This window comes from Rhizobium sp. HT1-10 (genome assembly GCF_049472505.1).
GTDB lineage: Bacteria > Pseudomonadota > Alphaproteobacteria > Rhizobiales > Rhizobiaceae > Rhizobium.
This window is the reverse complement of sequence record NZ_JBCEBQ010000007.1, coordinates 201,491-225,537: the sequence shown is the minus strand read 5'-3', so window position 1 is coordinate 225,537 and position 24,047 is coordinate 201,491. Positions and strand designations below refer to the sequence as shown.

Annotated in this window: 16 protein-coding genes; 2 read left to right on the top strand and 14 right to left on the bottom strand. The window is 62.2% G+C overall.

Features of this window, described 5'->3' with window-relative positions:
• Positions 1 to 41 precede the first annotated feature (41 nt).
• From VH564_RS18280 to VH564_RS18220, 13 genes are all read right to left on the bottom strand, one after another.
• Positions 42 to 2,201, bottom strand: a complete 2,160-nt coding sequence (locus tag VH564_RS18280; RefSeq protein ID WP_423341376.1) for a TonB-dependent siderophore receptor — start codon at positions 2,199 to 2,201, stop codon at positions 42 to 44.
• 208 nt (positions 2,202 to 2,409) lie between these two features.
• The gene (locus tag VH564_RS18275; RefSeq protein ID WP_423341284.1) at positions 2,410 to 3,288 is read right to left on the bottom strand and encodes a helix-turn-helix domain-containing protein; all 879 of its coding nucleotides are present in this window, start codon (positions 3,286 to 3,288) and stop codon (positions 2,410 to 2,412) included.
• Between the two features lie 120 nt (positions 3,289 to 3,408).
• Positions 3,409 to 5,625: a 1,4-alpha-glucan branching protein GlgB gene (glgB, locus tag VH564_RS18270; RefSeq protein ID WP_423341283.1), complete on the bottom strand. Its 2,217-nt coding sequence runs from the start codon at positions 5,623 to 5,625 to the stop codon at positions 3,409 to 3,411.
• Entirely contained in the window at positions 5,622 to 8,909 is a 3,288-nt protein-coding gene (gene treS / locus VH564_RS18265; protein ID WP_423341282.1) for a maltose alpha-D-glucosyltransferase, read from the bottom strand. The genes glgB and treS overlap by 4 nt, the downstream gene beginning before the upstream one ends.
• The gene (locus tag VH564_RS18260) at positions 8,910 to 12,167 is read right to left on the bottom strand and encodes a maltotransferase domain-containing protein (protein WP_423341281.1); all 3,258 of its coding nucleotides are present in this window, start codon (positions 12,165 to 12,167) and stop codon (positions 8,910 to 8,912) included. It abuts the gene before it with no gap.
• Between the two features lie 271 nt (positions 12,168 to 12,438).
• Positions 12,439 to 12,660 carry a hypothetical protein gene (locus VH564_RS18255; RefSeq protein WP_423341280.1) on the bottom strand — a complete coding sequence of 74 codons (222 nt, stop codon included), beginning with the start codon at positions 12,658 to 12,660 and terminating at the stop codon, positions 12,439 to 12,441.
• A 195-nt stretch (positions 12,661 to 12,855) separates the two neighbouring features.
• Complete coding sequence (locus VH564_RS18250) at positions 12,856 to 14,235, bottom strand: FGGY-family carbohydrate kinase (protein ID WP_423341279.1); 1,380 nt, start codon at positions 14,233 to 14,235, stop codon at positions 12,856 to 12,858.
• A complete protein-coding gene (gene rhaM / locus VH564_RS18245) occupies positions 14,232 to 14,558 on the bottom strand; it encodes an L-rhamnose mutarotase (protein WP_423341278.1) in 327 nt (108 codons plus the stop codon). Before rhaM ends, VH564_RS18250 begins: the two co-directional genes overlap by 4 nt.
• On the bottom strand, positions 14,555 to 15,571 hold the full coding sequence (locus VH564_RS18240) for an ABC transporter permease (protein WP_423341277.1): 1,017 nt from the start codon (positions 15,569 to 15,571) through the stop codon (positions 14,555 to 14,557). The genes rhaM and VH564_RS18240 overlap by 4 nt, the downstream gene beginning before the upstream one ends.
• Positions 15,568 to 16,572: an ABC transporter permease gene (locus VH564_RS18235; protein ID WP_423341276.1), complete on the bottom strand. Its 1,005-nt coding sequence runs from the start codon at positions 16,570 to 16,572 to the stop codon at positions 15,568 to 15,570. Before VH564_RS18235 ends, VH564_RS18240 begins: the two co-directional genes overlap by 4 nt.
• Positions 16,573 to 16,581: 9 nt before the next feature.
• Positions 16,582 to 18,117 (bottom strand): sugar ABC transporter ATP-binding protein, encoded by a 1,536-nt coding sequence (locus tag VH564_RS18230; RefSeq protein WP_423341275.1) that lies wholly within the window; start codon positions 18,115 to 18,117, stop codon positions 16,582 to 16,584.
• Between the two features lie 78 nt (positions 18,118 to 18,195).
• Positions 18,196 to 19,191: a rhamnose ABC transporter substrate-binding protein gene (gene rhaS / locus VH564_RS18225; RefSeq protein ID WP_423341274.1), complete on the bottom strand. Its 996-nt coding sequence runs from the start codon at positions 19,189 to 19,191 to the stop codon at positions 18,196 to 18,198.
• Between the two features lie 48 nt (positions 19,192 to 19,239).
• Positions 19,240 to 20,052, bottom strand: a complete 813-nt coding sequence (locus VH564_RS18220; protein ID WP_423341273.1) for a DeoR/GlpR family DNA-binding transcription regulator — start codon at positions 20,050 to 20,052, stop codon at positions 19,240 to 19,242.
• Between the two features lie 198 nt (positions 20,053 to 20,250).
• Here VH564_RS18220 and VH564_RS18215 point away from each other — a divergent pair, with 198 nt between their 5' ends.
• On the top strand, positions 20,251 to 22,344 hold the full coding sequence (locus VH564_RS18215) for a bifunctional rhamnulose-1-phosphate aldolase/short-chain dehydrogenase (protein WP_423341272.1): 2,094 nt from the start codon (positions 20,251 to 20,253) through the stop codon (positions 22,342 to 22,344).
• Between the two features lie 3 nt (positions 22,345 to 22,347).
• On the opposite strand, the gene VH564_RS18210 is transcribed toward VH564_RS18215, so the two are convergent.
• Entirely contained in the window at positions 22,348 to 22,506 is a 159-nt protein-coding gene (locus tag VH564_RS18210; RefSeq protein WP_111221244.1) for a YqaE/Pmp3 family membrane protein, read from the bottom strand.
• 82 nt (positions 22,507 to 22,588) lie between these two features.
• Between VH564_RS18210 and rhaI the strand changes: the two genes are divergently transcribed.
• Positions 22,589 to 23,881, top strand: a complete 1,293-nt coding sequence (gene rhaI, locus VH564_RS18205) for an L-rhamnose catabolism isomerase (RefSeq protein WP_423341271.1) — start codon at positions 22,589 to 22,591, stop codon at positions 23,879 to 23,881.
• The last annotated feature ends 166 nt before the right edge of the window (positions 23,882 to 24,047 follow it).

Here is a 24,047-nt window from a genome sequence, read left to right as displayed (position 1 = left end):
GGAATTGAACCTCCCGGGCGTCCAATTCTAAAGGGGCCGACCTACCATTTCTTGCTGAGCTTCAGGGTGAACGTGCGCGCATCGCCATAGCCGCAGGTATTCGCACCGGCGCAGCCCGAAACATATTCCTTGTCGAAGACGTTGGCGACGTTCAGCGAGGCACCCCAGCCTTTCTTTTCGTAGCGAACCGCCGCGTCGAACACAGTGGCCGAGGGCACCCGCAGCGTGTTGGCCGCATCCGCCCAGGACTTGCCCTGGTAGCGCATCCCGGCACCGAGGCTCACGCCTTCGAGCGGTCCGTCGTTCACGGCATAGTCGAGCCAAAGGGCGGCGGTCGAATTCGGCACGAGATAGGGCGAGTTGCCGACGATGCTGCTGTCGAGGTTTTTGGTGACCTCGAGATCGGTGTAGGAATAGGAGCCGAGCAGCTTCCAGTTCTGGTCGAGATTCACCTTGCCTTCCAGTTCGACGCCGCGCGAGCGCACCTCGCCGAGCTGGTATTGCAGGAAGGTGGCCGGATCCGTCAGCGCCATGTTCTTGCGGTTGATGTTGAATATCGAGGCTGTGAACAGGCCGTCGATAAAGGTCGGCTCGTATTTTATGCCGGCTTCGTACTGCTCGCCCTCTTCGGGAACGAGACCCGCGCCAGACGCGGTGGTGCCGATCAACGGATTGAAGAAGGTGCCGACGCTGACGTAAGGCGTGATGCCGTTTCCGAAATCGTAGGCGAGGCCGGCGCGACCGCTGGGCGACTTGCTATTGGAACCGGAGTCCGTCGAGATCCGAGAATCGGCGTTCTCGTCGACGAAGTCGTAGCGACCGTTGAGTGTAACAAGCCAGCCATCGCCGAACTTCATCTGGTCCTGGGCATAGATGCCGAGCTGCTGCTGCGTCATGACCTGATCGAGGTATACGAAGTTGGCGCCCTGCGCGGTGCCGTAGACTGGATTGGTGGCGCTGATCGGGTTCGAGCCGCAGCAGGCCTGGATATTGTCGAGGCGGTAGATCGAGTAGTCCGTGCCGACCATGAAGTTGTGGCTGACGCCTCCAAGGTCGAACTCACGCTGGGCGCGGCTGTCCACCGAGAACGTGTCAACCTTCGAATGCTGGGTAAAGCCAATCCGCGCCAGTTCGTAGCTCGGATCGTTGTAGCCGGCGGCGTTCGGGTCGCCATCGACATAGCCGTTGAGGTAGGGGCCTTCCTCGTCCTTCTTCAAATGGCCATAGCGCAGGTTCTGCGACAGCTTCCAGCCGCCGTCGAATTCATGCTCGATCGAGTAACCGATCATCTCCTGGCTGTAGGTTTCCTTGTCGATGCTTGGCTCGCCGTAGAAGGCCTTACGATCGATCTTGCCGAACGGCGCATCGACCACCGTTCCGACATAGGGGAAGAAGCCGTTGCCGCTGCGCACCTCGTCGAGCCCACTGACATAGGCGTAAAGATTGACCTTCGTCGATTCATCCGGCGAGATGGTCAGCTGCGGCATGACGAAGCCGCGCAGGTCATCGGTGAAATGGCTGTATTGGTCGCCGCCCGCGACCTTGCCGGTCAGGCGGTAGCTCCAGACGCCATCGGCGCTGAGCTTGTCGGAGAAATCAAAGCCGGCGAAGGCGTTGCCGTTGCTGTTGATGCCGATTTCCGTGTAGTAGAGCGGCTGATCGGTCGGCTCCTTGCGGACCATGTTGACGATACCACCCGGATTGGTGCCGCCGTAGGTGACCGACGACGCCCCCTTCAGCACCTCGATGCGCTCGAGCGAGAAGGGGTCGATCTGGAAACCACCGAAGCCGTAGCTGAACAGCGTCAGGCCATCGAGAAAGACGCCCGTCTGGGTCGCGTCGAAACCGCGAATATAGAACCAGTCGGTATCGCCGTCATTGCCAAACGGCTGCGTGTTTACGCCAGGCGTGTAACGCAAGGCCTCGTCGACCTTGTTGGTGATACCGCGATCCTGCATTTCCTGCTGGCCGACCACGGAGACCGACTGGGGAAGCTCCTTGATTGGAATATCCGCCTTCGATCCGGCCGTGGTGGTCTTCGCCACATAACCCTTCACCGGCGCCCGACCGTTCGCCTCGCTGCCGTCGGCAGCGCCTGCCTCGCCACCCTGGACGACCAGCGGCTTCAGCTCGGTCGGCTGCGGTTGCTGTGCCGCTGCCGGCATGGCCATCATCAGGCCCGCGATAGCCACACCCGCCATCCACTGGGCCCTGCGTGTAACCTTATTTGTCAAATACATCATGTCCTGCGCCCCGTCGCGCACCGCATCGTCCCCTGGCGGTGCCACTCAATAAGATGAGCCATTAACTCATATTAACAGGAACGGCTTGTCGTAATTTTTCGAAATAGAATGTTTTTGGGCAAATCTGAGCGGTTGCGGCATTTGCACGATCGCTGTGTCTAAAGCCTCACAGCACGCGGCTTTTCCGCCAGTTCGCCGGCGTCGTGCCGACCGTCTTGCGAAAGACGCGGGTAAAATGTGCCTGGTCCGAAAACCCGGTCGCGACCGCCACTTCGGTTAGCGGCGTGCTGCCGATCATCATCTGCTTGGCCCGCTCCAGCCGCGCCCTTGTCTGCCACTGATGGGGCGGCAGGCCCGTCGAGGCCTTGAAACCATGACTAAACTGCGATTGCGAAAGGTTTGTCAGCGCCGCCAGTTCCTCCAGGCGAATGCTGCGAAGGCAATGTTCTTCGATATAGTCGACCGCACGACGCAACTGCCAAGTGGCAAGCTTGCTGCGCTGGCGCGGAGCCGTGCGCCGCAACTCCAGCACGTCGATCAGCAGCGCGACAGCCAGCCCGTCGCCATAGAGATCATGGAGGGGCTCAGGGTTTCTGCACTCCTCGGCGATGAGATCCGCCAGTGCAAGGACGCGCGGGTCGGAGAACAGCAGCCGGGGATTGTCCAGCTTGGCAGGATCGAGATCCTCCATCAACCGACGGCCGAGCGCATCGGCGCTGAAATGAATGTCGAGATGGCGCACGAAGTCGAGATCGACGAGGTCAGCCCACATCTCCATCTCGCCGGGGATGTAGGTGATCCGCCGCTCGCCGCCCTGATGCAGGCCGGCGTTGTTTGGCGAGAGCCTCAGGCGGCACTGGCCGGCGCCCCGGGTGTCGAGCAGGATGAACAGGCGCGGATCGTTGGAAACATAATAGCCGCCGGCGTAAGGCGCACAGTTTACATCCCAGACATCGGCGACAATGCCGTTCCACGACCGCCGGTGGACCCCGCCGACAACGGAGAACCCTTCGATCTTGTTGTCCATGCGCGGCTGAAACGTCATTACCTGCCTTCGGCAGCCGGGCGTGCCGCCTCGGCCAATACCTAACTCTCTATGTCAGGTATTGGCCATCGTCAATTGCGCACCCTATTGCAGACAAGGGTGATGGACCCCGGCCGTGACTTACGGCTCGGAGGACCAGCGCAGAAACAGGGTCGAGAGCGGCGGCAGCATCACCGACAGAGAGGTGTCCTGGCCGTGCGCTGGGACGTCCTCCGTCCACAAGGTTCCGCCGTTGCCGAGATTGGCCCCGCCGTAGATCGCGGCATCGGAATTCAGCACCTCGGTCCAGCGCCCACCCTTCGGGACACCGACGCGGTAGCCTTCACGCGGAACCGGGGTGAAATTGCAAAGCACCAGCATCACATCCTGCCCGTCGGCCGAGCGACGAAGCATGCCGATGACGGAGTTGACCGCATCGTCAGCCACCGCCCAGGAAAATCCCTCGCTGTGGACATCGCTGAACTGCAGCGACGGCTCTGCCTGGTAAAGGCGATTGAGGTCCCGCACCAGCCGCTGGACGCCGGCATGCTGCGGCCGGTCCAGGAGATCCCAGACGACCGACGCGTCGTGGTTCCATTCCGTGGTCTGGGCAATCTCGCCACCCATGAACATCAGCTTCTTGCCCGGGTGTCCCCAGAGGAAGCCGAAATAGGCGCGGAGATTGGCGAAACGCTGCCAGTCGTCGCCCGGCATCTTGCCGATCAGCGACCCCTTGCCGTGCACGACCTCGTCGTGGGACAGGGGCATCATGAACTTCTCGGTATATTGGTAGATCAACCCGAAGGTGATCGTGCCATGGGCATAGGAGCGGTAGACGGGGTCCTTCTCGATATAATCGAGAGAATCGTGCATCCAGCCCATGTTCCATTTGAAATCGAAACCGAGGCCGCCTTCTTCGGGTGGCTTGGTCACACCCGGCCAAGCGGTCGATTCCTCGGCGATCATCAGCGCGTCCGGGCACCGCTGGTGAACGATGGAATTCAGATGCTTCAGGAAGTCGACCGATTCGAGGTTCTCGCGACCACCATACTTGTTCGGAATCCATTCGTCGGCATTGCGGCTGTAGTCGCGATAGAGCATCGAGGCGACGGCATCGACGCGCAGGCCATCGACATGGTAGCGCTCCAGCCATTCCAGCGCGCTGGAGATGAGGAAGCTCTTCACCTCGTTGCGGCCGAGATTGTAGATCAGCGTGTTCCAGTCGCGGTGGAACCCCTCGCGCGGGTCCTCGTGCTCATAGAGCGCGCTGCCGTCGAAACGGGCAAGGCCCCACGGGTCGGTCGGGAAGTGGGCGGGTACCCAATCGAGAATGATGCCGATGCCGGCCGCATGGGCGCGATCGACGAAATAGGCAAAATCCTCAGGCGTGCCGTAGCGACCCGTCGGTGCGAAAAGACCGAGCGGCTGGTAGCCCCAGGAGCCACCGAATGGATATTCCATGATCGGCAGGAACTCGAGATGGGTAAAGCCCATGTCCCGGGCATAGGGGATCAGCCGTTGGCTGAGCTCGATCCAGTTCAGATGCCGGTTGCCCTCCTCGGGCACGCGCGCCCATGAACTGAGATGGACCTCGTAGACGGACATCGGCGCGTCGTCGTCCTGCCGCGTCTTGCGGGCAGCCATCCACTCCGCGTCATTCCACTCGAATGCCGTGCTGCGGGCGACGATCGAGGCGGTCGCCGGTGCTGCCTCGCTGGCGCGCGCCACCGGATCGGCCTTTTGCGCCAAGACATGGCCCGAGGCGTCGACGATCTCATATTTGTAGTGGTCGCCTGGACCAAGCCGCGGCACGAACAGCTCCCACACCCCGGCGCTTGGCCGCAGGCGCATCGGATGGCGCCGACCGTCCCAGGAGTTGAAATCGCCGACCACAGAGACCCGTCGCGCATTCGGCGCCCAGACGGCGAAGCGCACGCCGGATATGCCGTTCACCGACATCGCCTGCGCGCCGAGGATCTGGCCGAGTTCGTAGTGGTTGCCTTCGGAGAGGAGATGCAGGTCGAGATCGCCAAGCAGGGGACCGAAGGAATAGGGGTCCTCCGTCTCCTGGATGGCGTCCTGCCAATGGATGCGAAGCCGATACTCCGGCCGCCCTTCCACGGCACCGGCAAACAACCCGTTCTGGAACACTGGCTGCAGCTGGGTCAGAAGTTCGCCGCTGCCGACGGCAATGGCTTCGACGGAAACGGCACCCGGAATGAAAGCGCGGATGACGCATCCGCTGCCCAGGCCATGCAGCCCAAGCACGGAGAAGGGGTCGCCGTGGCGCCCTTCGGCGAGGGCATAAAGGGAGTCATGGTCAATTCCCGCCAAAAGATCGGCGTTGGCAAGTGTCATAGGTCATTCTCCAGCAGGCGATCGACAATCATCGACAGGCCGCGCAATGGTATCGGAAGCCACTTCGGTCGGTTGCCCGCCTCATAGGCGATCTCGTAGGCGGCCTTGCCGATCAGGAACAGATCAAGGATGAGGCCCCGCTGCTCGCTCGGCATCGCCAGTTGCGGGCTGCCGGCGGCAGCAGCACAATATTCGTCGAGGAAGCGGACTTCGGCTTCCGCGGTGAACTGGTCGATCATCGCCCGGCGCGTCTCGCCGCCACTTTCGACGACAACCTGCTTGTCGCTGTCTGCGGAGGCAGCGGCGTAGTTGAGCGACCGCAGGAAGCCGGCGACGTCGCGCAATGGGCTGGTCTTGGCGCGGCGTTCCTCGAGGTCGCGGCTGGGTTCGCCCTCGAAGTCGATGATATAGGCGTCGTCCTCCGAGACCAGGATCTGGCCAAGATGGAAGTCGCCATGGATGCGCGTCATCAGCGTGCCGACGGCCGCATCTGAAAGCCTGCCGATGGCGGGAATGATCTGGTCGCGTCGCGCCAGGACGCGATCGGCGAAGGCGGTTGCGGCAGGGTCGAGACCCTCATGAGCGCTAGCGATGATGTCGAGCGCCGTCGACAACTGCGCGAGCACGCTGTCCCGCCATCCGTCGGCTGTGGCCTGATCGACCTTGAGCGGTGCAAAGGCCGGATCGTCGCTTGGCGCGGCAAGGGCCGCATGCAACTCACCAAGCCGGCGCCCGACCGTTGCGGTGAAGTCGCCGAGCGGTCGGAATGGATTTTCGCTCTCGGCATGATGCTCGTCGTCGGAAACCAGCAGCTGGTCCGTCGTGCGGCGCAGCCCGTCGAGCATCCAGTTCCAGGCATCGCCCTGGTTGCGGATGGCACCCTGAACGATGACCAGCGTATAGCGATGGCCGTCGGCGTCGGTGCGGGCGACTTCGCCCAGCAAGGGTGCGCTGTGGGTATAGCCGACGCGCGTCAGGTGACGGGTCATCTCGACTTCAGGATGAACCCCCTCGAAGACATGCCGGATCAGCTTGACCATGGCGAGATCACCGATGATGAGCGAGCTGTTCGACTGCTCGGCCGACAGCCAAACAATCGGCAGATCGTCCTTGAGGGCGATTTCGTCCAGCTGCTCGCTGCCGAGGAAATCCAGCGTGCCGGCCTTGCCTGAAATCGTCGAGCGCTCGGCCAGTGCCAGCATCATGCCCCGGGCCATGCTTTCCATGGCAAAGCCATCGGTCAAAAGACCGACACGGCGGCCCTGACGAACGCGGGCCAGCGCAAGCTGCTGCGCCAGAGCCTGCGGATGAAGGTCGTCCCAGGCAAAGCTCAGCGGCAGGAAGTAGCGCTCGGTGCGGCCTTCGAACTCGACTTCAAGCTCCGAGAGGAGGACTCCGTCGGCAAAGGGCATGGGCGTTGCGGCAACAAGCGAGGCGCTCTTCATCCGCTCTCCCTTGGCGCCGAACCAGCGGCGGCGGGCAAGATAGGATGGCAGGACGTCGCGCGACAGAACGGTGGCGTTGCGACCGTCTTCCATCAGCTCCATCAGATTGTGCTTCAGCACGATGGTGACGAAATCGTCCATCTGCTCGGGCGGAGGCATGCGCCAGGACGGCCCCTCGGTCTCGGCCATCAGCTGGAACCAGAAGAAGCCGTAGGGCTGCAGCGTCAGAAGGTAGGTAAGCTGCCCGATCGGCGGGAAAGCCGACATGCCGGTCATTTCGACCGGGATTCGACCTTCGAACTCGGCCATGTCGAGCTCGACCGCCTGCGGCAGGCGCGAGAGATTGACGACGCAGAGGATCGTTTCGTCCTCGTATTCGCGCAAATAGGCCAGAATCTTGCGGTTGGCCGGCTTCAGGAAGCGGATCGTTCCGCGCCCGAAGGCGGAGTGGCGACCGCGAAGCGCGAGCATTCTGCGCGTCCAATTGAGCAGCGAGTGAGCATCGCTGCTCTGCGCCTCGACGTTCAACGCGCCGTATCCATAGATCGGATCCATGATCGGCGGCAGTACCAGGCGCGCAGGGTCGGCGTGCGAAAAGCCGGCATTGCGGTCGGGCGACCACTGCATCGGTGTGCGAACGCCATCGCGGTCACCGAGATAGATGTTGTCACCCATGCCGATCTCGTCGCCGTAGTAGAGCACGGGCGTGCCGGGCATCGACAGCAGCAGCGCGTTCATCAGTTCGATGCGGCGGCGGTCACGCTCCATCAGCGGTGCGAGACGGCGACGGATGCCGAGGTTGATGCGGGCGCGGCGATCGGAGGCGTAGGTATTCCAGAGATAGTCGCGCTCCTCGTCCGTCACCATCTCGAGCGTCAGCTCATCGTGGTTACGCAGGAAGATCGCCCACTGGCAATTGTCCGGAATATCGGGCGTCTGGCGCAGGATGTCGGTGATCGGGAAACGGTCTTCCTTGGCGATTGCCATATACATGCGCGGCATCAACGGAAAGTGGAACGCCATGTGGCATTCGTCGCCATCGCCGAAATAGTCGCGCGTGTCTTCCGGCCACTGGTTGGCCTCTGCCAGCAGCATCTTGCCGGGATGACTGTCATCCATCGCAGCACGGATCTGCTTCAGGATCGCGTGTGTCTCATCGAGATTCTCGTTGTTGGTGCCCTCACGCTCGACGAGGTAGGGAATGGCGTCGAGGCGGAAGGCGTCGATGCCGGTATCCAGCCAGAAACGCATCGCCTTCATCAACTCGTCCATAACGGCCGGATTGTCGAAGTTCAGGTCCGGCTGGTGCGAATAGAAGCGGTGCCAGTAATATTGGCCAGCTGCCGCATCCCAGGTCCAGTTCGACTTTTCCGTGTCGATGAAGATGATCCGGGTTTCCGGAAACTTCTGGTCCGAATCCGACCAGACATAGAAATCACGCTCCGGCGAGCCGGGTGCGGCCAGCCGGGCGCGCTGGAACCAGGGATGCTGGTCCGAGGTATGGTTGATGACGAGCTCGATGATGACCCGCATGCCGCGCTCATGGGCGCCGGCCACGAAGGCGCGGAAATCGTCCATCGTACCGTAGTCGGGGCTGACATTGGTGTAGTCGGCGATGTCATAGCCATCGTCGCGGCGCGGCGAGGGGAAGAACGGCAGCACCCAGATGGCGGTCACGCCGAGGGCTGCGATGTAGTCGAGCTTCTGGGTCAGGCCCTGAAAGTCGCCGATGCCATCGCCGTTGCTGTCGAAGAACGACTTGATGTGCAACTGATAGATGATGGCGTCCTTGTACCAGAGCGGATCTTGGCCAAGTTTGTCGTTGATGATGGTATCCATTTAGATCTCCCGAACACTGCTACGCCAGATCGAAAAGGGCTCACCCGGCTCTAACCGGAGATGTTGCCGCTTGCCTGTCCAGGTGGTTCTATTTCCATGCATGAGGTCTTCGACGAAAAGGCTGCCGCTGTCGGGAAGGCCCGAGGCCCAGAGGGGGATCTCGACGTCGGCTTCCTGCGCGTTGTGGGGGTCGAGGCTGACAGCCACGAGAACGACGTTGTCGCGGCTTGGCGTCGCCTTCTCGAAGAAAAGAATATTGTCGTTCCAGGCCGGCAGAAGCGTCAGCCCCAGATGCGAATGCAGCGCCGGATTATGCTTGCGGATGCCGTTAAGCCGGGTAATCTCGGCGATGATGTTGCCGGGACGATCCCAGTCCCAGGCGCGGATCTCGTATTTCTCGCTGTCCGCATATTCCTTGCGCTTGGCATCGGGGCGGCCTTCGCAGAGCTCGAAGCCGTTATAGACGCCCCAGAGCCCCGACAGCGTCGCCGCCAGGGCGGCGCGGATCAGATAGGCCGGCCGGGGGGCGTTCTGCAGGAAGTCCGGATTGATGTCGTGGGTGTTGACGAAGAAGTGCGGCCGGAAGAAATCCTTCGGCGCCGTCTCTGTCAGCTCGCGCATATAGGCCTCGAGCTCCCACTTGGCGTTGCGCCAGGTGAAATAGGTGTAGGACTGAGAGAAGCCGACCTTGGCCAGGCGATACATGACCTTCGGCTTGGTGAAAGCTTCAGACAGGAACACCACGTCCGGATGGCGGCTGCGGATGTCGGCAATCATCCACTCCCAGAACGGGAAGGGCTTGGTATGCGGGTTGTCGACACGGAACAGCTTGACGCCGTGGTCGACCCAGAGCTGCACGACATCGCGAAGCGCGATCCAGAGCCCCGGCACCGCATCCTTGGCGTAGAAATCGACGTTGACGATGTCTTCGTATTTCTTCGGCGGGTTTTCGGCGTAGCGCACGGTCCCGTCCGGCCGCCAGTCGAACCAGCCTGGATGCTCCTTCAGCCACGGATGATCAGGCGAGGCCTGGATTGCGAGATCGAGCGCGATTTCCAGCCCATGCTGATGCGCCGCTTCGACCAGCCGGTCGAAATCCTCGAAGTTTCCGAGCTCGGAATGGATGGCATCATGGCCGCCATCCGGCGCGCCGATGGCATAGGGGCTGCCCGGATCGTTCTCAGCGGCGTTGAGGCTGTTGTTCCGGCCCTTGCGATTGGTCTTCCCGATCGGATGGATCGGCGGGAAGTAAAGGACATCGAACCCCATGTCGCGGATGGCCGGAAGGCGTCCGATGACGTCGTCGAAGGTTCCGTGGCGGTTCGGGTCGCCGCTCTGCGAGCGCGGGAAGATCTGGTACCAGCTGGCAAAGCCCGCCGCCTGGCGTTCCGAATCGAGCGGGTATGCGATGCTGCGATGGCCGAACGGTCGGCTATCCGCCTGCTTCATCAGCGTCGATGTGTCCTTGTCGAGCAGGACCCGGACGCGTGATGCATCATCCGCCGTCTCCATGGCGCTCACCAGGCGCTGCAGCCGGGTTGCGACATCGCCGTCGTTCCGGGCAAGCGCTGCCTTGAGCAGATTGAGGCCTTCCTGTGCCTCCAGCTTCAAATCCAGCTTGGCGTCGTTCTTCTTGACCAGCTCGTAGCGGAAAATGGCGAAGGGGTCGCGCCAGGCCTCGATCATGAATTCGTGCCGGCCGATCCGCTGCAGCGGAAATTCGGCCCACCAGCGGTCGTTGCCGATAAGCTGCATCGGCACGTCGGTCCAGTTGTCTTCGTCGACCGCCCGCCAGAGCAAGGATGCGGATAGGGGATCATGCCCGTCGCCGAAAATATCGGCCTCGACGCGGACCGTTTGGCCAACGGCCATCTTTACCGCGAACCGGCCATCGTCGACCGAGGGGGTCACCGCCTCGATCGCCAGCCGTGGTGTCGCGGCAGCCTCCGTCGCTGGGGCAGGGGGGGCCACCAAGATGATCTTGCTGGCACCACCCTTCACATTTCGCACTTCGCCCGGCTGCAGACGGATCGCCTTTTCGATATCGAGCGGCGTGCCGTCCTCCGCCGTCAGCGGCAGAAACCCCGCAGCGCTTTCGGCAAGGCTGCGAACCGGCAGCACGGCGGGGCTGCGCAGGTCGTTGTTGATGACCGTAAGACGCAGCTTGTCGGCGAAACGCGGGTCTTCCGCATCCGACCGGATGAGAACGGACACAGGTACCGATGACGCCACGACCAGCCGGATAGGCTGCTGCTCGAACGAGGCTTCGCGCGTTGCGATGCCCGCATTCGCGGATCTGACGTCACCCGACAAATCCAGCAGGCCCCGCTCCTTGAGGCCGCGCAAGCCGCGACCGTTTCCGAACATGGAGTCCAGCGGGATGGTAGCCCCGAACTCGAAGCCCATGGGGATCATCAGGCTGTCGCCGGCTATGGCAGCGATGTTCAACGCCTGCCGCGCCCTACGCTCGATCATCTCGAGATCCTCGGCGCCATGGGCCACGCGGCGACCGAACGGTGCCTCGGGAAAGGCGATATCGGAGCCGATTGCCCGGTGCACGTCGCGCTCCTCGACAATCCAATCTCCGCGCCGGTCCCACCAGCCGATGGAAGAAAATGCACCTTCGAAGCCGACGGAGGCGAGCGCCTTGCGGGTGGAAAAAGCCGTGCCGGGGGTCCAGGCGAAGAACCCGACATCGGGATTGGTGGCCTTGGCTGCGGCGATCAGCCTTGCCCAATTCTCAGGGGTCGTTCTGTCGATGCCGAGGCAGCGGAAGCCGCTGATTCCAGCCGCAACGAAGTCACTGATCCGGCGTTCCCATTGACGCAGATTGTCTTCCGCAACTTCCGATCCTGCCTGGAAACGCAGGCTATGGCGTGCTTCCGGCGAAATGCGGGGATCGACGACGTCGGCATGGCGGGCATCTTCGCGCGATGCGCGGTCGATCACCAGATCCATCATCAACGTCAGTCCCCGGCGCTTTGCCGAGGTTGCCAGCGCCGCAAGTCCCTGCTGCGCGCCACCAAGGGCGTCCAAAGTGGGCGTCAACCGGTCGAAGTCCCTCGATACGAATATGCTGTCGCCAGGAAATGTCAGAAAGGGAGGTGCGGTCAGGACGGCATCGAAGCCGAGCCCGGCTGCGTGATCGAAGATCTCGTTCCAGGCTTCGATCCCACCGAGCATCAGGGGATGGACATAATAGATACGCGGTGGCTTGGGCGCGGTTTGCTTGTCGTTTTTCAGAATAGGCGCCTGCATCGTTCTCGACCCCGCTGGCCGCGCCTGAGGCGACGACCGGATTTTGGTTGCCGAGGGGAACGGCGACAGAAGTAAGTTGTTCCCGGCGCTGACGTTTAATCGACGGTGCAGCGGGAACACCTAAGAAGACGGGACACAGACAATGGAGCAGGGTGGCTCGAGCCTTCAGCCGAGCGCAAGGCGCGCGTTACATGGTGGGGTAGCTGCCCTACGGCATGATCGCGCGACGAACGCAATCCTGAAGCGGCCTCATGACCGCGACAACGGGGGCTCAGTGGATGATGATGTGGCGATCCGGTCTCATTGCCTCGCAGATGGTCTGGTCCATGTGCTCATCGGCAACCTCAACCAGCGACATAGCGATATCCTCGGCCTTCCAGCCATCATCCAGCGCATCCCGCACGACCTGCTCGACCGCGCGGCGCAGTGCTTCGCGGCAACGCCAGCCATTGTCGTCCGCCAGCAACATCGGATTCTTCAACGGCTTTGTCATAGAATCCCTCCTGTCCCGAGCCTGTGGCTCGCATGATATGCTGGATTGCGGTGTCGGTGTCGGGCGCATCAAGGGCTGCGCTGAATGATTCATTATCTGTGGCACGGGGTCTTCTTGGCAAGGCTCAATGAAGCCCGGAGGCGGGAAATTATCACCCACTAAAAGACGGCGAAATACCACGATGCGCCGCGATGCCTAAGCCCTTGCCCCGGCAATCCAAAGATCCCGGTAGCGGGAGAGAGAGGGGAGGGGCGAAGGTTCTTGTAGACGAGCTGGCGCGGTTTTGGGCACGATACCGGTCAGGAGCGCGGCCCCCAGGCTGGTCCCGGTCGAACCCGGCAGAGCCACGACATCGAGCCCGGTCAGCGCCGCAAGTGCCGCAACGTAGATGCGGTTGAGCGCAAAGGGGCCCTCGACAAGGATGCGGCCGCCGGCACCGATGAGATCGAGGCATGACTGCGTCATCAGGGCCAGGTAAAGGCTCGCAGCCGCTGAACGCTCGGAAGCCGTCGCCCCCTCATCGTTCATCCAGCGCATGGTCCGGCCCGGAAAGGGCCCTGAGCCCGGAACGACGTTCGGCAGCAGCATCAGCCCCCGCTCGACCACCCCCGCCAAAGCCTGCTCCGCCGCTTCGGGCGGAATCTCGCCGATGGTTTTTGTCAGCACCTCGAACTCGCGTCCGCCCATGAACCGCGCCGAGGGGACGGCACGGCCATAGGCATCGACATTGGCCAGCGCGTCTCGGCCGGGATCGAGATGATCCATGTCGCCGCCGACGGCAAAGCTCACCACCCATGTTCCGGTCGACACGACCGCGAAAGGCGCCGAACGGCCAATCAGGTGCGGCAGCAGCGAGGCATTGCTGTCATGGATACCGCAATAGACGGGAACCTCGGCACCGATCCCGATCTGCTGCGCGACCGCGGCTGAGATCGGCCCGAGGGCTTCGAAGGCGGATCGGAGCGGTGCCATGCGGGAGCGGATGCCGATTCGGTCGACCAGAGGCGAATAGGCGGCAGATCTCGGCAGCCAAAGGTCAGTGTGACAGCCGAGCGACGTCACCTCGTTGGCCGCCACGCCGGTCAGCCGAAAGGCCCAGTATTGCGGATAGGTCAGGATCGTGGCGACCCTGGCGAAGGCGTCCGGAAACGCCTTCTTCTGGTAATGAAGCTGGGCACCGAGATTGAGTCCAGCCGAGAGCGACGGCGAAAAGGTTTCGGAAAAATCAGGCCGCAACGACAGGTATTCGGCGCGAATAGCCGGGTCATAGGGATGCTCGTAATCGAGCACCGGCAATGCAAGTATACCATCGGCATCGAGCAGCGCGGCACAGGCGCCATGGGTGGTGATCGACACTGCATCGAAGCCGGGTGCGGCGGCAAAACCGGTGAGCGCCTCGATCGCGAAGTTCCACAGGGCACCTATATCATAATGCGGATAGGGTCCGTCCCGAAGGACAGCATTGCCGATCTTGACGGCGGCGATCTCTGCGCCGCTCTCGGCATCGAGCACGACGACCTTGGCATTGGTCTTGCCGATGTCGAGAACAGCGATGCGTCGGAACGGCGCGGTCATGGCATATGAAACAGCGTTATGAGATCGCTCTGGACGGGAGAATTATCGGGATTGGTCACCATGATATCCCCCATATGCGCCCACCACTTCTGCATCACGGGATGAGAGGGCAGGCTTGCCATCGTGTGGTCCCTCGGCCGGGTCAGCACGCCGAACAGCGTATTGGTCTCGCGGTCGAGGTGGATCGAATAGTCGCTGGCGCCGGAGGCATGCAGCAGGTCCACCAGCTCCGGCCAGATCGCGTCGTGCCGACGCCGGTATTCGGCTTCCATGCCGGGGTGGAGCTGCATCTTGAAGGCGTGTTTTTCGAGATCGCCGGTCATTTTCCGCTCATGGCCTTGATGCGCCGCGCGATGATCGGCAGTGCGATGGTGATGATCAGCAGCAGGCCGATGAAGATCGACATGACGATGCCGGGAACGTTGAGCAGGCCGAGCCCGAAGGTGACGAGGCCCATGACGAAGGCGGCGATGACGACGCCGCCGATCGTGCCGGAGCCGCCGAGGATCGAGACGCCGCCGAGCACCACCATGGTCACCACTTCCAACTCCCAGCCCTGGGCAATCGACGGACGCGTCGAGCCGAGCCGCGACGTCAGGCAGACGGCGGCAAGGCCGCTCATTACGCCGGTCAGGAGAAACAGGATGAACTTGATGCGCTCGACCGGAATGCCGGAAAAGCGGGCCGCGAATTCATTGTTGCCGATGACATAGACCTGCCGGCCGAAATTGGTCGCATGCAGCAGGATGGCGAAGAGTATGGCGAGCACGATGAACAGCACGAACTCGAAGGAGAACACCCAGAAGACATAGCCCTGGCCGAAGAAGGCGAAGTCCTCGGGATAGCCGCCGAAGGCCTGGTCGCCGAGGACGATGTAGGAAATGCCGCGAAACAGGCTCATCGTGCCGATGGTGACGACGATCGACGGCAGTTTCAGTACCGAGACGAGGATGCCGTTGAACAGGCCGCAGAGCAAGCCGACGCCGAGGCCGATGGCGACCAGGCCAACCGTGTCGACGCCCGCCTGGGCGGCATAGCCCATCGCCGTCGAGGCCAGCGCGATAATGGCAGCGACCGAGAGGTCGATCTCGCCGGCGATGATCAGCAGCGCCATGGCGAAGGCGATCATCGCTTTTTCGGTGAAGTTGAAGGTGGCGTCGGAGAGATTGTAGGCGTCGAGGAAATAGGGGGAGGCCAGCGAATTGAAGATGAAGATCAGGATGGCGACGCCGAGCAGCAGCACCTCCCAGCTGGCGATGATGCGCTTGAACGGCGTGCCCAGCCGGTCGGGAATGGCACGGCGCGGCTCGTTTTGCGTCTTAGGAACGGCGCTCATGCTGCCACCTCGTTTGTCAGGCTATCCCGGGCTGCCTTGTCGCGCAGGATGATGCGGCCGCGGTTGCGTTCGCGCCGGGCGTTGAAGACGACGGCGAGGATGATGACGGTGCCTGATATCGCCATCTGCGTGAACGGCGAGATGCCGATGACAGGGAGCGCATTCTTGATGACGCCGAGGAACAGGGCCCCGAGCACGGTGCCCGCCACCGAGCCGACGCCGCCGGCAATCGATATGCCGCCGATGACGCAGGCAGCGACGCTATCGAGTTCGAAGCCGTTGGCGATATCCACATAGGCGACCGCATAGCGCGACACCCAGAGATAGCCTGAGAGCCCCGCCAGCGCGCCAGAGAGGACGAAAGCGAAGAAGCGCGTCCGGCCGACATCGACGCCGGCGTAGACTGCGGCGACCGCATTGCCGCCGGCCGCATAGGCAGCGCGGCCGAAGGGCGTGTATTTCAGGATGAAGTAGATCAGCGCGACGATGGCGATGCCGATCCAGCCGAGCACGGGCAGGCCGAGGAACATGGTGCGCGGCACGTTGAGGAAAACAGGCGTCATCTGGTGGGCGTTGACCCAGGTGCCGCCCGAGAGCACGAAGGCCATGCCGCGATAGATGGTGAGCGTGCCGAGGGTAACGACGATCGGCGGCATCTCCAGCGCCCAGACGAGATAGCCGTTGATGGCGCCGAGCGCTGCACCGATGACGATGGCGACGACCACGAGTGCTACCAGCGGGATGCCGGGAAACGTGGCGTTGAGCATGGCGACAGCCATGCCGGTGAAGGCCAGATTGGCGGCGACGGACAGGTCGATCGACTTGGTGAGGATGACCGTCATCTGCGCCAGCGCCAGGATGATCAGGATCGAGGTGTCGTTGAAGATGTTGGACAGGTTGCCCGGCGCGGCAAATCCGGCCGCGCGGGTGGAAAAGCCGGCGATCATCACCAGAATGATGACGAGGAGCAGCGTTTCGCGCTTTTTCAGAAGACGGGACATGGGCTTATCCTAAACGTTGCCGGTGGCGGCGCGCACCAGCGATTCCGGCGTCAGCGCCTCGCGATCGAACAGGCCGGCAGACAGGCCCTCCTTCATGACCAGCACCCGGTCGGCCATGCCGATGATCTCCGGCAGCTCCGACGAGATCATGATGATGCTGAGGCCTTCGGCGGCGAGTTCCGAGATGAACTGGTGGACGGCCGCCTTGGAGCCGATGTCGATCCCCTTGGTCGGCTCGTCGAGGATGATGACCTTCGGCAGGGTCGCCAGCCATTTGCCGATCACCACCTTCTGCTGGTTGCCGCCGGACAGCGTGCCGACAGGCACGGAGAGGGCGGCGGCGCGCAGATCGAGCCGCTCGGCATATTTGCGGGCCAGCGCCAGCTCGTTGGCGGCCTTGAGAAAGCCTTTGCGCGAGGTGCGCACCAGCGATGGCAGCGACATGTTCTGGTAGATCGGCATCGGCAGCGCCAGGCCGTGTCGCCCGCGCTCTTCCGGCACGTAGACGATGCCGGCCCGGATCGCCTCGAGTGGCGAACGGATTGCGATTTCTTTGCCTTCGAGCGTCAGCCGGCCGGACAGCGGCTTGGTGATGCCGAACAGCGACTGGCAGAGTTCCGAGCGGCCGGCGCCGATCAGCCCGTAGATGCCGAGGATTTCGCCGCGGCGTAGCTCGAAGGAGATGTCTCGGAATTCCGTGGCGTGGCAATAGCGCTCGACGGCAAGGACGGTGGTGCCGATGTTGACGGCCATCTTCGGAAAGGCATCGGCAACGTCGCGGCCGACCATCATGCGGACGATCTCATCCTGTGGCGTGTCCTTCAGCCGTCCATGGCCGACGGCCCGCCCATCCCGGAAGACGGCGAAGTTGTCGGCGATCTCGTAGACCTCGTCGAACTTGTGGCTGATGAACAGGATCGCCTTGCCCTGCGCCTTCAGGCCCTCCACGATGCGGAAGAGATCGTCGATCTCCTTGCGCGACAGGGCGGCGGTCGGCTCGTCCATGATGACGATGCGCGCCTCGATCGACAGCGCCCGGGCAATGGCGACCAGATGGCGCTGGGCGATCGACAGGTCCTTCAGGCGGATCTTTGGATCGATGGCGCTTTCCAGCGATTCCAGCAGCACCTTGGCGCGGCTGTTCATCGTCTTCCAGTCGATGGTTTTCCAGGACGTACGCGGCGCATGGCCGAGGAAGATGTTTTCGGCCACCGTCAGTTCGTCGAACAGCACGGTTTCCTGGTGGATGGCGGTCACGCCGGCGTCGATCGAAGCCTGCGCGCTTGCAAATATGGTGGACTTGCCGTCGACGAGGATCTCGCCCTCGTTCGGCCGGTAGATGCCTGTCAGGATTTTGACCAGCGTCGACTTGCCGGCCCCGTTCTCGCCGATCAGCGCCGTCACCTTGCCGGGATAGAGCGCGATGCTGACGTTATCGAGCGCCTTGACGCCCGGAAAGATCTGCGAAATTCCGCGCATTTCCAGGATCGCCGTGTCACTGACGGGCGGGCTATCCGGGACGGGAAGGTGAAGGGCAGCAGTCATCAGCTTTGTACCAGGTATGGATTTCCAGTCCCGGCAGCTTCTGGAGCCGCCGGGTGGTGATCTGTGGCTGACGGTCGATCAGAAAACTTTCGAGAACTGATCGATATTGGAAGCGTTGTAGACGAAGGGATCGGACATGGCGGCTTCGCCCTTGTCGTCGACCTTGATCTTGCCCATGCGGCCGGCCGGGATTTCGCTGCCAGGGGCACCCTTGGTCTCACCCTTGACGAGGCGATAGGCGATCTGCGTCGCAGAATAGCCAAGGTCGATCGGGTTCCAGATGGCGAATTCCTTGGTGGCGCCGGATTTGATGGCGCCGGCCATTTCCGAGGGAAGGCCGAGACCGGTGACATAGACCTGACCGATCTTGCCGGCATCCTTGACGGCCTGCGACGCGGCGAGCACGCCGACGGTGGTCGGCGCGACGATGACCTTGACTTCAGGATGCGAGGTCAGGATGCCCTGCGCTTCGCGGTAGCTCTTGTCGGACAGATCGTCGCCGTAGACGGTTGTCACCAGGTTCAGGCCCGGAAAGTCCTTCATCTGCTTCTTCATCTCGCCGATCCAGATGTTCTGGTTGGTCGAGGTGGTCGTTGCCGACAAGATGGCGAAATCGCCCTTGCCGCCGTCGAGATGATCCTTGACCAGGGTCAGGCACATCTTGCCGATCAGTTCGTTGGACGACGGGTTCAGCTGCAGGATACGGCCGGCCTTGGCGACGCCGGAATCGAACGAAATAACCTTGATGCCGCGCTGGGTGGCCTTCTTCAGGGCCGGCACGACGGCGTCAGGATCGTTGGCGGAGATGGCGATCGCATCGACGCCCTGGGCGATCAGCGAGTTGATGACTTCGATCTGGCCTTCGGCCGTGGTCGAGGTCGGGCCGGTGTAGATCACTTCCACGCCGCCGAGTTCCTTGGCGGCTTCCTGGGCGCCCTTGTTGGCCGCTTCGAAGAAGCCGTTGCCGAGCGATTTGACCACGAGGCCGATCTTGATGTCCTTGGCGTTCGCCGTTCCGGACATCAAGGCTGCGACCAGCGCAACGCCGATCGCCAGTTTCTTTACGATATGCATGTTCCATCCTCCCAATTTGATTAGTCTCAGTCACGCCCCGCCTGTCGTCTATGCGACCGACGAGGTATCCTCCTTGCCAGACTGTGATGCGGCGCTCGCAATCATGAGCGTCACCCCTGCGTCTTCGATCATCTTGACGGACTCCTCCGAGATGCCGTCGTCGGTGATAACAGTCGTCACGCGGTCGAGCGGGCACAAGATCAGGCTCGACCGGCGATGGAACTTGCTGGAATCGATCATGACCACCAGTTCGTCCGCCTGGTGCATGAGCTTCTGCTCGCTCTGGATGATCAGGGCGTCGGCTTCCATGATGCCGAGCGGGCCGACGCCCTGGGCACCGATGAACATCCGACGGGCGTAGAAATTCCGCGTCGTGTCGTTGTCGAAGGGTGACAGGATCAGGCTTTGCTCGCGATAGATCGCCCCGCCCGGCACCGTCACCGAATTCTTGGAATGTTTGACCAGATGCTCGGCGATGGCAAAGGAATTGGTCATCACCTGCAGCCGATGCGCCGCCATGAAATGCACCATCTGGAAGGTCGTGGTGCCGCCATTGATGATGATCGCATCGCCGGGATCGCAGAGAGCGACGGCCTGGCGGGCGATTGCGCGTTTCTTGTCGATGTTGACGGATTCCGACACGCGGAACGGTCTGCCGGCAAGATTGCCGAGCTGCGGCGGATGCACGGCCTCGGCGCCGCCACGGACGCGGCGGATCTTGCCCTGCACATGCAGCGCAGCAATATCACGGCGGATCGTCGCCTCGGAAGCCTCGGTCAATTCAGCGATATCCTGAATCGTGACGACGGACTTCTCCTGAACTGCGCTGATGATGATGCGGTGGCGTTCGCGTTCGTGCATCGTCTCCTCCTGGCGCCGTTTATTTCTCACCCATGACAATGTGTCAATCAAAAACGCTCATGGTTTTTCATATTGCGATGCAACATAACGGAATATGATCGTTTTCGATTGACAAAGAGAGTTTTCGTGAGCGATACCCTCGCACCAAAGGGCGGAATTTTGCAACGTGACCGCCCGGATATGACATGGGAGGAAGACATGGCTGATATCAGGCTTCTGGATAACCGCTGGGACGACGGTTACGCGGCCAAGCTCGACGAACCGGGCAAGCTGCTCTACCGCTCCAATCTGCTCGGCGCCGACAAGCGCATCACCAATTACGGCGGCGGCAACACGTCAGCCAAGGTGATGGAAACCGATCCGCTGACAGGCGAAAAGGTCAAGGTGCTGTGGGTCAAGGGGTCAGGCGGCGATGTCGGCACCATCAAGCTCGACGGTTTCGCGACGCTGTACCAGGACAAGCTGGAGGGGCTTAAGGGTCTCTACAAGGGCCTCGACGACGAGGACCGCATGGTCGGCTTTCTGCCCCATTGCACCTTCAACCTCAACAGCCGCGCCGCCTCGATCGACACGCCGCTGCATGGCTTCGTGCCCTTCACCCATGTCGACCATATGCATCCGGACGCGATCATCGCCATCGCCGCGTCAAAGAATTCCAAGGAATTGACACAAGAGATCTTCGGCAACGACATCGGCTGGCTGCCCTGGCGCCGCCCCGGCTTCCAGCTCGGTCTCGATCTCAGCGCCTTCGTCAAGGATCACCCTGATGCAAAGGGCGTCGTGCTCGAAAGCCACGGCCTGTTCACCTGGGCGAACGATGCCAAGGCCTGCTACGAGCTGACGCTCGACATCATCAACAAGGCGATCGTCTGGTTTGCCGAAAAGACCGAAGGCAAAACGATTTTCGGCGGCGCCGTGGCTGAAAGCCTGCCTGCTTCCGAGCGTCGTACCATCGCCGCCAGGCTCATGCCGGAAATCCGCGGTCGGATCGGCAAGGCAGAGCGCAAGCTCGGTCACTTCGATGATCAGGACGCCGTCCTCGAATTCGTCAACTCCAAGCATCTTGCGCCCTTGGGCGAGCTCGGCACCTCATGCCCTGACCATTTCCTGCGCACCAAGATCAAGCCGCTGATTGTCGACTTCGATCCGGCGAGGCCCGACGTCGATGCCGTGATATCCGGCCTCGACACGGCACTGGAAGCCTATCGCGCCGATTACGCCAGCTACTACGAGAGCTGCAAGCACGCCAATTCGCCAGCCATGCGCGATGCCAATCCGGTCATCTTCCTCATCCCCGGCGTCGGCATGCTGTCCTTTGCCCGCGACAAGGCCACCGCCCGCATCGCCAGCGAATTCTACGTCAATGCCATCAATGTCATGCGTGGTGCCTCGACCGTCTCCGAATATCAGGGCCTGCCGGCCCAGGAAGCCTTCGACATCGAATACTGGCTGCTCGAGGAAGCTAAGCTGCAGCGCATGCCGAAGCCGAAGAGCCTGGCCGGCCGTGTCGCCTTCGTCACTGGCGGTGCCGGTGGCATCGGTCGCGCCACGGCATCCCGGCTGATCGCAGAAGGCGCCTGCGTGGTGCTCGCCGATATCGACCAGGCAGCGCTGGAGACGACCCAAGCCGATTTCGCAAAGCAGTTCGGTGCTGATGCCGTGCGCGGCGTCCGGCTCGATGTCACCAAGGAGGAGGGGGTGATTTCTACCTTCGCCGAGGCCTGCGTCGAATTCGGCGGCATCGACATCCTGGTCTCGAATGCGGGCATCGCCTCGTCTGCGCCGATCGAGACCACAGAGCTGTCGATGTGGAACCGCAATATCGATATCCTGGCGACAGGCTATTTCCTGGTTTCCCGCGAGGCTTTCCGGCTGTTTCGCAGGCAGAACCTCGGCGGCAACGTCGTCTTCGTCGCCTCCAAGAACGGCCTCGCCTCGTCGCCGGGTGCTGCAGCCTATTGCACGGCAAAGGCGGCCGAGATCCATCTTGCCCGCTGCCTGGCGCTGGAAGGCGCCGACGCCGGTATCCGGGTGAATACGGTCAACCCGGATGCCGTGTTGCGCGGCTCGAAGATCTGGAACGGCGAGTGGCGTGAGCAGCGCGCGGCGTCTTCCAAGATCGAGATCGACGATCTTGAGGAGCACTACCGCAAGCGCTCGCTGCTGAAGCTCAACGTCTTCCCGGAAGACATCGCCGAGGCGATCTACTTCCTGACGTCGGCTGCCTCGGCGAAATCGACCGGCAACATCATCAATGTCGACGCCGGCAACGCCCAGGCGTTCACGCGCTAGATCCTACTTCCGGAGGATGACCCAGAGTGCGTGGATGATCCCCGGAAAGTAGCCGCAGAGCGTCAGCAGGATGTTGAGCCAGAACTGCAGGCCGAGACCGACCTGCAGGAACACGCCAACCGGTGGCAGGAAGATTGCGAGCAGTACGCGTATGATATCCAAGGTCGCCTCGTTCATGAATTGGGAGTTCGGCCGGTAGAACGCAGGGGGAGCCCTTTTGTTCGCCGTGCCAAGGGAGGATTTTATGGTTGAGCTGAAGATCGCGCAGGATACCATTGCGCAGGAGAACGAAAAGCGCGCCGCCGCGCTGAAGGCAGATTTCGATGCCCTCGGCGCCAACCTCGATCGCCGCGGCATCGATATCGAGGCGATCACCCAAAAAGTCTCGGCCTTTTCTGTCGCCGTGCCCTCCTGGGGCGTCGGCACCGGCGGCACGCGCTTTGCCCGCTTTCCGGGGACGGGCGAGCCGCGCGGCATCTTCGACAAGCTCGACGACTGCGCCGTCATCAACCAGTTGACCCGCGCCACGCCCAATGTCTCGCTGCATATTCCGTGGGACAAGATGGATGTGCGCGAGTTGAAGGCCAAGGGCGACAGCCTCGGCCTGGGCTTCGACGCAATGAACTCGAACACCTTTTCCGATGCGCCGGGCCAAGCTCATTCCTACAAATACGGCTCCCTCAGCCATGTCGATGCGGCCACCCGCGCGCAGGCCATCGAGCACAACATCGAATGCATCGAGATCGGCAACGCGCTCGGCTCTAAGGCGCTGACCGTCTGGATTGGCGACGGCTCGAATTTCCCCGGCCAGAGCAACTTCACCAAGGCCTTCGAGCGCTACCTCTCTTCGATGGCGGAAGTCTACAAAGCACTGCCGGACGACTGGCGCATCTTCTCCGAGCACAAGATGTACGAGCCGGCCTTCTACTCGACCATCGTCCAGGACTGGGGCACCAACTATCTGATCGCGCAGACGCTAGGCCCGAAAGCCTTTTGCCTCGTCGATCTCGGCCACCACGCGCCGAACACCAACATCGAGATGATCGTTGCCCGGCTGATCCAGTTCGAGAAGCTCGGCGGCTTCCACTTCAACGATTCCAAATATGGCGACGACGACCTCGATGCCGGCTCGATCGATCCCTATCGCCTGTTCCTGGTGTTCAACGAACTGGTCGATGCCGAGCATCGCGGCGTCAAGGGTTTCCACCCCGCCCATATGATCGACCAGTCGCACAACGTCACCGACCCGATCGAAAGCCTGATCTCCAGCGCCAACGAGATCCGCCGCGCCTATGCCCAAGCCCTGCTGGTCGACCGGGACGCACTCTCCGGCTACCAGGACGCCAATGATGCGCTGATGGCATCCGACACGCTGAAACGGGCCTACCGCGCCGATGTCGAACCGATCCTGGCGGAAGCCCGGCGTCGCGCCGGCGGCGCCATCGATCCGGTCGCCACCTACCGCGCCAGCGGCTATCGCGCTGCAGTCAGTGCAATCAGGCCCGCGTCCACCGGCGGCAGCGGCGGGATCATCTGATCAAATCGTCTGCCTACTCCCCCAGTGCATCCGTAGGCAGGACAGCCCGCGGATGCACTAAAAGAAACTGCTAAAATGCTCATCTTTTGCGCCGCTGCTGTCAATTTAATCAAATAGTTAGTTGGTAAAATCTTCACATTTCGCGCCTACTTTTATGCGTCGATCG